Source organism: Pseudoalteromonas sp. DL2-H2.2, from assembly GCF_021532535.1.
Classification (GTDB): domain Bacteria; phylum Pseudomonadota; class Gammaproteobacteria; order Enterobacterales; family Alteromonadaceae; genus Pseudoalteromonas; species Pseudoalteromonas rubra_A.
On record NZ_JAKGBD010000001.1, the window covers coordinates 549147 to 563438 of the forward strand.

The 14292-nt window shown below is 56.8% G+C and carries 2 protein-coding genes; both read left to right on the forward strand.

The features are described 5' to 3' along the window. Positions 1 to 51: 51 nt before the first annotated feature. Positions 52 to 6798: a non-ribosomal peptide synthetase gene (locus tag L1285_RS02200; RefSeq protein ID WP_235410811.1), complete on the forward strand. Its 6747-nt coding sequence runs from the start codon at positions 52 to 54 to the stop codon at positions 6796 to 6798. Next, on the forward strand, positions 6795 to 14246 hold the full coding sequence (locus L1285_RS02205) for a non-ribosomal peptide synthetase (protein ID WP_235410812.1): 7452 nt from the start codon (positions 6795 to 6797) through the stop codon (positions 14244 to 14246). Before L1285_RS02200 ends, L1285_RS02205 begins: the two co-directional genes overlap by 4 nt. Positions 14247 to 14292 lie beyond the last annotated feature (46 nt).

Consider the following 14292-nt stretch of genomic DNA (forward strand, 5'->3'; position numbering starts at 1 on the left):
CGCAGGCACAGCGCTTTTGCAGTAAACACAGATATGAGTTAGTCAGTCATTATGGAAAACATCAAACAGCTACTCGTTGAGCTCGAGCAGGCGGGGATCCGGCTATTTCTGCAAGATGGGGCATTAAAGTCGAAAGCCAAAAAAGGGGCCATCACGGCCGATATCGCAAAGCAGATCAAACAACATAAAAGCGCCATTGTTGAGACCCTGGCCCAGCACCAGCAAGCCACTATGGTGAGTCCGCTGACTCATCGGGACGACCTCAGCAGTTACCCCTTATCGTTTGCTCAGCAGCGCTTGTATACGCTGGACCAAATTCAGGGCGGCTCCAGCGAATACCATATGCCGATGGTGTTCAGGCTCAGTGGCCAAATTGATGTGGCGCTGATTGAGCGCGTATTCCGCGAGATAGTGACACGCCATGACGTACTCAGAGCGGTCTTTACTCAGACTGAGCAGGGCGTGCAGCAGTCACTGCTCGACCCGCAAGATTTTTGTCTGATACAAGAAACCCTGGCCGAGCAGGGTGAAGCCGCCGGGATTGCGCAGTTTATTGATGATGCAGCCGCACAGCCCTTCAATCTGGCTGAGGATTTTATGCTGCGCGTGCGCTTTTTGGCCCTGAGCACAGAAGACGCCGGGGTGCTGTTTATCAATATGCACCATATCGCCACCGACGGCTGGTCCATGGATATTTTGCTCCGGGAGTTTTTTGCGCTCTACCACGCCTATGGCTATGGTCAGCCCAACCCGCTGCCAGAGCTGGCAATTCAGTATGCCGATTATGCCCAGTGGCAGCGCGACTGGTTACAAGGGGACGTGCTGGACACCCAGCTCAATTACTGGCAACAACAACTGGCCGAATTACCCCGGGTGCATGCCCTGCCACTGGATTTTCCAAGGCCTGAGGTCAAGGCATATCAGGGAGAGGTGGTCTCACAGCCGCTCAGTGCCGAGCTGTGTCAAAAGCTGTCGGCCCTGGCCAGGCGTTATGCCCTGACTCCGTTTATGCTGATCCATGGCGCACTGGCGCTGGTGTTGTCCCGCAACAGCAATCATCATGATATTGTGATTGGCACGCCGGTGGCCAACCGCCGTCAGGTTGAGCTGGAAGCTTTGATTGGCTTTTTCGTTAACACCCTGATCCTGAGAGTCGACACGCGGGAGCAACCTCTTAACGACTATCTGGCACAGCTGAGACAAGTACACTTAGATGCCCAGTCCCATCAGGATCTGCCGTTCGAAAAACTGGTCGAGGTGTTGAAAGTGCCCCGCAGCACCGCGCACAGTCCGCTGTTTCAGATCATGCTCACCACCAACTCAGACTATGGCGTGAGCGAGCCCCACGGCGACACCACAGAGCTGGCGGGCCTGTCCATCACGCCCATGAGCGGCAGTGGCGCAACGACCAAGTTTGATCTCGACATCAATGCCTCGCTGAGTGATGCAGGCGGCGTGATTGAATGGACCTATGACGTGACGCTGTTCACGCACGAACGTATTGAAACGCTGGCGCAGCATCTGGACAACACGCTGATGTTCCTGGCGGAACTGGATAGCGACAGGGCGGCCAATATTTCAGCTGTTACTATGTTGACTGAGTCGGAGATTGAGCAGCTAAGTCAGTTTAATAATAACGCCCTGGCTTATCCGCAAGCGCTTTGTATCCATGAATTGTTTGAAGAGCGGGCCGCGCAACATCCTGAGCGCAGTGCCGTGCATCACGGCGCGACTAGCCTGAGCTACGGTGAGCTCAACGCCCGGGCAAACCAGCTGGCGCATTATTTGCGGTTTGAACACCATATCGGCCCGGATTGTCCGGTGGGTGTCTGCCTGGAGCGTGGTACAGACATGATAGTTGCGATGCTGGCGATTCTTAAAGCCGGCGGTGCCTATGTGCCGCTCGACCCGGCATACCCACCAGAGCGCCTGGCCTATCTGATTGAAGACGCCAGCCTGAGTGTGGTGCTGACCCAGCAAAGTGTGACCAGCACAGTGGCGCTGCCGGGTACTCAGGCGGTGATGCTGGATGAGTTGATTGCCGAGGGCTGTGCTTTCTCGCGTTATTCCACCGCGAATATCAGCCGTAAAGAAAGCGGCGTGACGGAGCAGCACCTGGCCTATCTGATCTACACCTCAGGCTCTACCGGTCAACCCAAAGGGGTGATGATTGAGCACCGCAATACCGTGGCCATGCTGTACTGGGCCCGAGCCGCTTTTAACGATGAGGCGCTGCGCCGGGTACTGGCTTCGACCTCGCTGAACTTTGACCTCTCGGTGTTTGAAATCTTCCTGCCGCTGAGCTTTGGCTTTGAAGTGGTGGTGGTCAAAAACGCACTGGCGCTGGCGGATGAGGCGCTGGATATCAGCCTGATCAATACCGTTCCCTCTGCAATGAAAGCCTTGCTGGATGTCGGCGCGCTGCCACAGAGCCTGACAACGGTGAATCTGGCCGGTGAGCCACTCACGGCGCAGCAGGTCAATCAGATCTTTGCTGCCTTGCCACAGGTTGAAGTGTGCAACCTCTATGGTCCCTCGGAAGACACCACGTATTCAACCTGTGCACGCTTTCGCGGTGAATTGGCGTCCGTGCCGGATATCGGCCAGGTGATAGCCAACAGCCAGGCTTATGTGCTGGGCAACGCACTTGAGCGACTGCCTGTGGGGTGTGTCGGTGAGTTGTACCTGGGTGGCGCAGGCATCGCGCGCGGCTATCTGAATCGCCCCGACCTGACCGAAGAGCGCTTTATTGCCAATCCTTATTATCAGGCGAGTGCGCACGATAACAGCCCGCGCTTGTATCGCACCGGTGACTTAGTGCGTTATCGTGCGGATGGACGACTGGAGTTTATTGGTCGCAGCGACGATCAGGTCAAGATCCGGGGGTTCCGTATCGAGCTGGGCGAAATTGAACATCGCCTCAATCAGCTTGACGACATTGCACTGTCGCAGGTGTTGGCGCGCACACTGAACGATGGCCAACAGCAGCTGGTGGCCTATGTGCAGCCTTGTCTCACGTGTGAGACAGCTCAGAATGAGACGCAGCAGGCAGACTGGATAGCCGAGATTAAGACGCGCCTGGGGCAACAACTGCCTGCCCATATGGTGCCCGGCCTGTTTGTCGTCATGCCACAGTGGCCGCTGACCCCGAATGGCAAGATTGATAAAAAGGCTCTGCCTGCGCCCGACGCACTGCAACAAAGCAGTGCCCAATATGTTGCGCCAGAGACTGAGCGGGCTCGCCTGTTGGCAGGCTTATGGGCCGAGTTACTGGGGCTGGAGCAGGACAAGATCAGTGCCACCGCCAACTTCTTTGAGCTGGGTGGCCATTCTTTGTTGATCATGCAGCTGCTCGCCAAACTCCAGCAGCACCAGCTTAGCAGCAGCGCGCAACAGCTGTTCCAGGCCAAAGATCTGGCCGCGATGGCCGCCGTGATTGACAATGCCGACGAGGCATTCACAGTCCCCGAAAATAACATTCCGGCGTACTGTGAGGCCATCACCCCTGAGATGCTGACGCTGGCAAGCCTTGAACAAGACGAGATAGAGGCCATTGCCGCGGCTGTGCCGGGAGGAATGCGCAATATTCAGGATATCTACCCGTTAGCGCCGCTTCAGGAAGGGGTGTTGTTTGTCCATACTCTCAATCCGGAGCACGACCCTTATGTGACCACGGCCAGTTTTGAGTTTGCCTCACCAGACAAGCTGGCCGGGTTTGTGACCCAGCTGAACGCTTTAGTGCAGCGCCATGATGTGCTGCGCACCGCCATATTCTGGCGCGGCCGGGAGCAGGCGATGCAGGTGGTACTGCGCGAAGCGACATTACCTGTGACTGAGCTGGCACTGAGCGGGGACAACCTCAAAGCACTGTTCGGCGAATTTGTGGCAAGTGGTCCACATGGTTTTGATCTGCAGTCTGCGCCGTTGATCCAGTTAGTCATCAGCTCGCAGGACGAACAGGGCCGTCTCTTTGCCATGCTCAAGTTCCATCATTTGGTAACCGATCATGTATCTTTAGAGATCCTGATGAGCGAGTTGGAAGCCGAAGACATAAAGGCATTGCCAGCGCCTTTGCCGTATCGGGAGTTTATTGCCCGCTCAATGGCGCAAAGTGCGCAGCTCGACACGGCCGAGTTTTTCACCGCACTGCTGGGAGATATAGACACCCCCACTTTGCCGTTTGAACTGGCGCAGGTCGCCGGTGATGGCAACGCCGTGGTGGAGTACACCCAGGCGTTAAGTACCGCACAGTCTGAACAGATCCGCACCCTTTGCAAGCGCTATCAGTGCAGCCCCGCGGCCTTGTTCCATCTTGCCTGGGCTCAGGTTTTAAGTGCCTGTTGTGGCCGCGACGAGGTGGTGTTTGGCACTGTGATGTCGGGCCGCATGAATGGCATGCCAGGCATAGAGCGGATGATGGGCATGCTGATCAACACCTTGCCGATCCGCGTGAATCTGGGCCATCAATCAGCTCATGTGGCACTGCAACAAGTCAACGAGGCGTTGCAAGCGCTGCTACCCTATGAGCAGGTGTCGCTGGCCGAAGCGCAAAGTTACAGCGGAATTGATGGCAATACGCCGCTGTTTAGTGCGATTTTAAATTACCGTCATTCAGCCACGCATTCGGCGCCTGAGGACGCACAGCAGCAAGCCGACCCTGGCATTGCCCTGCTCAGCACCCGTGAGCGCACCAATTACCCATTTGATCTGTCGGTGAACGACCTCGGTGAGCACGATAACTTCAGTCTCGATTATCAAATTGAGCACAGTGTTCCGGCTGCGCGCATTGCGGCTATGATGGACACCGCGCTGACGGCGCTGCTTGCGGCACTGGCTGAGCATACCGAGCAGCCTGTTGCCACGCTTGGGGTGCTAAGCGAGTCTGAGCTGGCCATGCTTAAGCGCGGGCAAAGTCAGGATGCCGATTATCCGCGTAGTGCCTGTATTCATGATGTGTTTGAGCTGCATGCTAAAGCCACGCCCGACAGCATCGCCGTGCAACTGGGCAGTGAAACGCTCAGCTATGCGGCACTGAACGCCAAGGCAAACCAGCTGGCGTGCTACCTGCGCGAGACGCATCAGGTCACTGCTGGCACCCTGGTCGGATTGTGTATTGGCCGCTCGCTCGACATGCTGGTGGCCTGCCTGGCGATACTTAAGGCGGGTGGTGCTTATGTGCCACTGGATCCGAACTATCCGCAATCGCGACTGGCTTATATGCTGGAAGACACCCAGCTGAGCGTGGTTCTGACCGAGCAGGCACAACAGCAAGCGCTGGCCTTTAGTCCGGTTACCCAGGTGGTGCTGGATGACCCACACAGCGCCTGGTCATCATTCAGTGGTGAGAGTCTGCCACGGGCCGCGGGGCTGACGCCTCAGTCGCTGGCTTATGTGATTTATACCTCCGGCTCCACAGGCATGCCAAAGGGCGTGATGACGCCCCATCGTGCGGTCAACCGTCTGGTTCATGCGCCGAATTTTATGACGCTGAACGCAGAGACTGTGTTTTTGCAAAGTGCCAATATCGCCTTTGATGCCGCGACACTGGAGATCTGGGGACCGCTGCTTAATGGCGGGCGCTGTGTCTTGTATCCCGACAGCCAGATCACCCTGGACGGGCTCAATACCGTATTGAGCACGCAAGGAGTCACGGCACTGTGGCTGACCTCTGGCTTGTTTACTGAGTGGAGTAAGGTCTGCGGTGAACTCAGTACTGACCCGATTGCGCTACAACATGTACTGGCCGGGGGCGATGTGCTGAACCCGCACGCTGTTAGCGCGGTGCAGCAGGCACTGCCTGAGGTCACGGTGATCAACGGCTATGGGCCGACGGAAAACACCACCTTTACCTGTTGTTACCCGGTGCCACGCGGCAGTGACATCAGCGCCGGGGTGCCAATCGGCCGAGGTGTTCAGGGCGATACATTACTAATTTTAACGCCGCAGGGGCGCCGGGCTGCGCAGGGCGTAGTCGGCGAGCTGTGCGTGGGCGGTGATGGCCTGGCACTGGGCTATCTGAACCAGCCCGCGCTGAGCAAAGAGCGCTTTATTCACAACCCTTATGCCAGCGAAGCCGGACAACCTGAGCAGCTGTATCGCACCGGCGATTTGGTGCGCTGCACGATAGATGGGCTGATCAGCTATGTTGGCCGCCTCGATGACCAAATCAAGATCCGGGGTTTCAGGGTTGAGCTGGGTGAAATTGAACGCCAGCTCGAAGCGCTGGATGATGTCACGCTGGCCCTGGTGACCATCAGGGCGCGCAGTGAAGGCGACAAACAGCTGGTTGCGTATGTTGAATTAAACTCCGGCTGCGAGCTGCCAGACCCGGCTGCCCAGATGCAGGCATTGGCGGCGGCTTTGGCCGCACAGCTACCCGCTTACATGGTTCCGGCAGCATTTGTGCCGGTAGAGGCATGGCCGTTAACCCGCAACGGCAAAATCGACAGACAGGCACTGCCGGAGCCGGATTTCAGCCTGATGCAGGCCGAGTATGTGGCCCCGGCCAGCGAGCTGGAGGATATGCTGGTGGCCATCTGGTCTGAGCTACTGGACCTGCCACCGGAGCAAATAAGCACGGGCGTGAACTTTTTCGAGCTGGGTGGCCACTCTTTACTGGTGATGAAGCTGCTTCAGCTGCTCAACCAGCGGCTGGAGATTGAGCTGCAAATTGCCGATCTATATCGCTGCGAGAACATTCAGCAGATAGCCGGGTTTATAGAGTCGGTGCAGGCCATTCATCACCAGGCCCAGCCACAGCAACAAGACAACGATGAATTTGAGGATTTTGAGCTATGAGTGTGGAGTCGCTCTTTCAACAACTGCAACAGGCGGGCGTTATTTTTCAGTCGCAGGACGAGAAAATCACCCTCAAGCTGCCCAAACAGATGGACAGCCAGCTAAAGCGCCAGCTGGCAGAAAACAAAGACGCACTCAAGGCGTTTTTACACCAGCTCTATGCTCGCAGTAACAAGCGTCCTGTGTTGGTTAAAACCACCGGCAACCGGGCACCCTTGTCTTTTGCCCAGCAGCGCTTGTGGATGCTTAACGAATTGCACGGCTCCAGTGCACATTACAACATGCCGCAGATCTATCGGGTAGCAGGCCAGCTGGAGCCCGTGCTGGTCGAGCAGGCACTGGCGCAAATTGTGGCGCGCCATGAGGTGCTGCGTACGGTGTATCAGTCGCATCAGGGCCTGGCCACTCAGGTGGTACGCGATGAGGTGACCTTTACCTTAACCTGTGTCGATTTAAGTGCGCATAACGAGCAGGCGGCGAAGCAGGCGCTAGATAGTTTGATAGAGACAGATGCCAGAACGCCTTTTGATTTAAGTCAGGACCTGATGATCCGGGCAACCTGGGTAGATCTGGGTTTATCCGCAGACCTTACTCAGGCGCAGGGTTATTTACTGCTGAATATGCATCATATTGCCTCAGACGGCTGGTCGATGGCGGTGTTGAGCCAGGAGTTTTTTGCCCTGTACGCCTGCCTGGCACAGGGCAAAAGCGCGCCGCTCCCGCCATTAACACTGCAATACAAAGACTATGCGCAGTGGCAGCGCGACTGGCTGAGCGATGAGGTGCTCGCCTGCGGGTTGGATTTTTGGCGCGCGACGCTTGCCGATATCCCGGCGCTGCATAGCCTGCCGCTGAGCTACCCAAGACCGGCGCAAAAGGGCTATCTGGGCGCTAAACTCGATGCTGCGCTGGATGCGACTCTCGCAAGCGCACTTGGCAATCTTTGCGAGCAACATCAGCTCAGCCCCTTTATGCTAATGCATGGCGCGCTGGCGCTGACCTTAGCGCGCTTCAGTGACAGTTCGGATATCGTCATTGGTACGCCAATTGCCAATCGCAACGATGCTCAGCTCAGAGACTTAATCGGCTTTTTTGTCAATTCCCTGGTGCTCAGAGCAAACACAGAGCATGAAACGCTGGCAGAATTTTTAGCCCATATTCGCAGCGTGAATCAACAGGCGCAGTCTCATCAGGATGTGCCTTTTGATCAGCTGGTGGAGGCGCTGAACCTTGAGCGCAACAATGCGCACACGCCGGTGTTCCAGATTGTACTGACCACCAACTCAGACTATGGCGTGACCGCTGAGCAGCCCGCCGGTGTGGCCCTGCCTGAGCTGTGCATGACACCGCTGATGAGCGATGAGCCCATTTGTAAGTTTGATATTGAGCTTAACCTGAGCCTGGATGAGTCGGGTGTGCAGATCAACTGGCTATACGATAAGGCGCTGTTCAATGCGTCGTTGATCGCTCGCTTTAATGCGCAGCTGATGGTCATTATCGAGCGTCTGGCCGATGCCGCGAGCCGTACCGGTGCGCTGCCGCTGAGTGAGATAACCGCACTGCATCCGGATGAGCTGGCCAAGCAACAAGCCCTGATGACACCCACGGCGCTGAGCGACGGTGCTCAGTTAACGGTGACCGAGCTGTTTGGCCTCAGCGCAGCGCGTGCCGCGCAGCAGATTGCGCTGGTGTGTGGTGAGCAGCAGCTGAGCTATGGCGAGCTGGACAGTGCCTCTAACCGGCTGGCGCGCTATCTGCTGGCACAAGGCCGCCAGGCTCATATCGGCTTATTATTGCCGCGGGGCATAGAAATGGTCGTGGCCATGCTGGCGGTATTAAAAAGCGGCGCAACCTATGTGCCGCTGAACCCGGATTATCCGCAGTCCCGTATTGACCACATCATTATTGATGCCAACCTGCAACAGGTGATCACTTGTGCAGCCCACAAAGCGTTATTGCAAGGCAATCAGGCACAGGCACTGGTATTAACGCCCAAGCTGAACATCGCCGGGTGTGAGACGTTTGCGCGATTTGGCTCAGCCCCCGTAACCGAGTGCCAAAGCGAGCCACACAGTGCCGCATATGTAATTTATACCTCAGGGTCGACCGGCGTGCCCAAAGGCGTGGCAGTGCCACACCGGGCTATCAGCCGGCTGGTGATGTCGCCGAATTTTATGACCCTGGATGAGGATACGGTTTTCCTGCAAGCTGCGAACGTGGCCTTCGATGCGGCCACCTTAGAAATTTGGGGCCCGCTGCTCAATGGCGGGCGCTGTGTGATCTACCCTGAAACACATATCACGCCGGATACCTTAAATCAGGTTATTGCCACTGAGCAGGTCAATGCCATGTGGCTGACTGCCGGGCTGTTCAGCGAATGGAGCAAAAGCTGTGCAGATGCGCCTGAGCAGCTGCGCACTTTACGCACTGTGCTGGCGGGGGGGGATGTGCTGGAGCCGCAGGCGGTGGCGCGGGTACAGCAGGCACTGGCGGACGTGCAGCTGGTCAATGGCTACGGGCCGACGGAAAACACCACCTTCACCTGTTGTTATCGGCTTCCTGCCGACTTTGACCCGGCCAGTGCCGTGCCAATTGGCATGGCGCTGCAGGGCGATAGCGTAATGGTGCTCAATGGCAATGAATTAGTGCCACATGGCTGTGTGGGTGAGCTGTGTGTCAGTGGTCCCGGACTGGCGCTGGGCTATTTGAATTTAGCGGCGCTGAGCGCAGAAAAGTTCACCGCCAATCCGTTTTATGACGAAACCCAGCCGACAGTCTATCAGCGTCTATATCGCACCGGCGATTTGGTGCGTATGCGTGACGATGGTGTGGTGGAATACATTGGCCGGAGCGACAATCAAATCAAGATCCGCGGCTTTCGGGTCGAGCTGGGCGAAATCGAACAACAAATTACACAGCTTGATGCCATCGCCAGTGCGCTGGTGGTTGTGAAAGGCGACACCCACAAGCGTCTGGTGGCCTATGTTGAGCTGACGGCCACGGCGCGCGAGCATGGCAGCACCGACAGCGCCCAGCTAAGTCAGACGCTGGCACGTATTCTGCCAGCCTACATGGTGCCGGACGCCCTGGTACTGGTGGCGCAGTGGCCTTTGACCAGCAATGGTAAAATCGACCGTCGGGCGCTGCCAGAGCCTGATTTTATTGAGGCGCAGGAAACGTATATTGCACCTGTGACTGCGCCTGAGCGGGCTGTGGTCGAAGTTTGCGCTGAGCTGCTTGAGCGCGACCCGGCGCAGCTCAGTACCTCGGCCAACTTCTTTGCGCTGGGCGGCCACTCGCTGCTGGTGATCCAGCTAATAGCCAAACTCAAAGCGCGCGGTTATCAGGTAGACAGTCAGGCGCTATTTACCAGCAGCAGCCTGGCCGGAATGGCCAGCTTACTGACAGAAGACAGCGGGCAGGGGGTTGTGGTGCCCGAGAATCCAATTAAACCGGGCTGCACTGAATTAACGCCGGCGCTGCTGAACCTGATCACGCTAACCCAAAATGAGATAGATGAGATCACGGCACAGCTGCCGGGCGGGGCGGCGAATATCCAGGATATGTATCCGCTGGCACCGCTGCAGCAGGGGATCCTGGCCATGCACACCCTGAGCGATGGCCGCGACCCTTATGTTACGACCATGGCATTTTCCTTCTCGCAGCCGGAGTTGCTCACGCTGTTGGAAGCTCAGCTCAATACACTGATTGCCCGTCATGATGTATTGCGCACCGCGATTTTATGGCGCGGTCGCACAGAGCCCCTTCAGGTGGTCCTGCGGGCAGCGCACATTACCGCGCAATGGCTGCCGGTGAAGGCGGGGCAGGATGTACAAACGGTATTCGAAAACTACGTTGCACATGGCGCGCACCGCCTTGAGCTGGAATCGGCCCCAATGATGCAGTTGCAGGCCATGGAGGATAAGCAGACGCAGCAAATTTATGCGGTGCTTAAAGTGCATCACCTGCTGATTGACCATGTGTCGCTGGATATTCTGATGGCCGAGCTGGCGCAGATAGAAAGCGAGGGAGCAGCGAGTTTGCCTGTCGTTACCCCGTATCGTCACTTTATTGCCCGGGTGCTGCACGACCAACAAAATCACGACGCTCAGCAGTACTTTAAAGCACAACTGGGAGAGTTTGATCAGCCGGCGTATCCATTTGGGCTCAGTGAGGTAAACGGCGATGGTGGCCACATTGATGAATTTAAACAGCGTATTACGGGCGAACTTGCAAGCCGGGTAAGAGACTATGCAAAAAGCCAGGCGATGAGCCCGGCGGCGCTATTCCACCTGGCCTGGGGGCAGGTTGTCGCAGCCTGCGCGGGTCAGCAGGATGTGGTGTTTGGCACTGTGTTGTCGGGACGGATGCAAGGTGGCCCCGAGCTGGCACAGATGCTGGGCATGATGATCAATACTTTGCCCATTCGTGTGACTTTGGACAAGCGTTCTGCGCGCACGGCCCTGCACGATACCCATGCCGCCCTTCAGTCGCTGCTGCCCTATGAGCAGGCACCGCTCTCTGAGGCCATGCAGGCCTCGGGCGTGGCGGGCAATATGCCGCTGTTCAGCGCGGTGCTCAACTATCGTCATTCGCACGATGTCAGCGCACCCGATGAACAGGCCGAGCTGAAACTGTTAGGGGTGAAAGAGCGCACTAACTACCCGTGTGTGATGTCAGTCGATGACCTTGGCGGTGATTTTTCCCTGACGCTGCAAGTCGACAGCAGCGTTGGGGGCCTGCGAATAAACGGTTATTTGATAGCGGCGCTGACTCAGCTGCTGGACGCGCTTGAGAGCGACTCACCACAGCCGGTTGCCACCTTGCCAGTGTTGCCAGATGATGAGCAGCATCGTTATCTGAGCCAGTGGAATGATACCGCGCAAAGCTATGCGCGCGAGGCGTGTGTACATCAGCTGTTTGAACAGCAGGTTGCGGCGACGCCTGGGAATATCGCACTGCGCTTCGAGGCGCAGACCCTCTCTTATGCCGCGCTGAACAGCAAGGCCAATCAGCTGGCGCATTATTTGCGAGACACCCATCACATTGGGCCGGATTCGCTGGTTGGCTTGTGCGTGGAGCGCTCCCTGGAAATGGTCATTGGCATCTGGGGTATTCTTAAGGCCGGTGGGGCCTATGTCCCGCTGGACCCTGAGCTGCCCGCAGCACGACTTAATTATCTGGTTGAGAATGCCAGTGCCGATGTGGTACTTAGCACCCGCGCGGTGGCCAGTCGCGTTGAACTGGGCGAGGCCACCGTCGTGGCGCTGGATGACTTTGATTATGACGCCCATGACGAGCGCAATATCCCGGTGAGCGACATCGGTCTTACCTCGCGCCATCTGGCCTATATGATCTATACCTCCGGCTCCACGGGCAAACCCAAAGGCGTGCTGCTGGAGCATCAGGCGCTGCACAACCGCATCGACTGGATGGACAAGGAATATGGCTGCGATAGCAAAGACAAAATTTTGCAAAAGACGCCATACAGCTTTGATGTCTCGGTGTGGGAGTTTGTCTGGCCTATGCTCAAAGGTGCCGAGCTGGTGATTGCCAAACCGGGTGGACACAAAGACCCCAGCTATCTGAGCGAGCTGATCACAGCCACAGGCGTGACCAAGCTGCACTTTGTGCCTTCGATGTTAGGGGTAATGCTGGAGCATGGCGACTTGAGCCGCTGCATCTCGATACAGCAGGTGTTCTGTAGCGGCGAGGCATTGCAGATAAGCCATGTTGAACAATTTAAGACCTGCCTGCCAACGGCGCAGCTGCACAACCTGTACGGGCCGACGGAAGCGGCCATTGACGTGAGTTACTGGGACTGTGCGCAGCCCCATGGCAGCAGCGTGCCCATTGGTAAACCTATTCAGAATATTCAGCTGCTGATCCTCGATGAAGCACTTAATTTGTTGCCTCAGGGCGCGTGTGGTGAGTTGCACATTGGTGGCGAAGGCCTGGCCCGTGGTTACCTCAACCGCCCGGAGCTGACCGAAGCGCGTTTTATTGCCAATCCCTTTTTCGATGCCAGCGCGGCAAACAGCAGCCCGCGTCTTTATAAAACCGGTGACTTAGTGCGCTATCGTGAGGATGGCAACATTGAATACATGGGCCGGATGGACCATCAGGTAAAGATCCGGGGTTTGCGTATTGAACTGGGCGAAATTGAGTTTTATATCGGTGAACACAGCGAGGTAGACTCGGCGCTGGTGATGGCTTTAACGGATGAGCATGGCAATCAGCGCCTGGTGGCCTATGTGAAGCCACTGCACGAGTGCGATGAGCAGACACTCACCGCCGCCATCAAAGCGCAGCTTAGCGAGGCATTGGCTGACTACATGGTGCCCGACAGCTTTGTGTTTGTCGGTCAGTGGCCACAAACCCCCAACGGTAAAATTGACCGCAAGGCATTGCCTGCGCCCGAATTATCTGGGCTGGCTGGCGCATACCAAGCACCACAGGGCGACGCGGAAGTGATGCTGGCGCAGGTGTGGGCCGATGTACTTAAGCTGCCGGCCGGGCAAGTAAGCCGCGATGCCAACTTCTTTGCACTGGGTGGCCACTCATTATTGGTGATGAAGTTGGTGCAGAACATCGACCAAATCTTTAAAACCCACGGCATTGCCATCAACAAGGTGGTTGAGCGACCTATTCTCAGCGCCATGGCGCAGCTGATCACAGATCACAACGACCATGAGTGGCAGGCCATTCGCCCTGTGTTATCACTGGACTTTGACCCGGCCGCAACGATTTATCTGGCACCGGGGGCTGGCATGACCAGCGGCGGATACATGGACCTGGCGCGGGCGTTACCTCAGGTACAACTGATGACTCTGGAGCCTGTGGGCATGAGCGAGCAGGACCCGCAAATCGACAGTTGGGATGCGCTGATTGCCTGTTACGCCGACGCCATTATCACCGAGCGCACAGCCCGTGGCGCGCAGAATGAGCCTGTGGTGCTGATGGGCCACAGCTCAGGCGGCGCGGTGGCATTTGCAACGGCACTAAAGCTGGAGTCATTAGGGTGTCAAACACAGTTGCTACTGTGTGAGTGTTTAGTGGCAACCGATGATGAGACCGAGTTCGAGGTAAGCGAAGCCGAAAAGCACGAACTCATGCTGTCTTACGCCAGAGAACTGAAACCCGAAGACAGCGAGGAGCAGTTGTTGTCCTGGCTCAGTCTGGCCATGACCCAGCGCTTGTTCAATGTGTATTTCCAGCAGGTTGACTGGTCGCGGCGCTATCAGCCCGAGGCCAGTCTTCAGGGCGCGGTCTGCATGATCACTACCTCTGAGCTGGGAGAGGATTACTGGCAACAAAAACAGACGCAGTTGCAGGCGCATGTCAGCAACCAAATTACGACCATTAACACTCAGGGCAAACACGTCACTATGGTGAAAAGCCCTTATGTCAGTGGTCTGGCAGACAAGCTCATGACGCTACTGGCATGAGTGAACAGCACAAAAAGCGGGTTCTTTGACCCAAACAGGCAGGCTG

Bases quoted from the DNA above. Each gene is read 5' to 3' on its own strand.
- L1285_RS02205 (WP_235410812.1), top strand. From the start codon at position 6,795: ATGAGTGTGGAGTCGCTCTTTCAACAACTGCAACAGGCGGGCGTTATT.
- L1285_RS02200 (WP_235410811.1), top strand. From the start codon at position 52: ATGGAAAACATCAAACAGCTACTCGTTGAGCTCGAGCAGGCGGGGATC.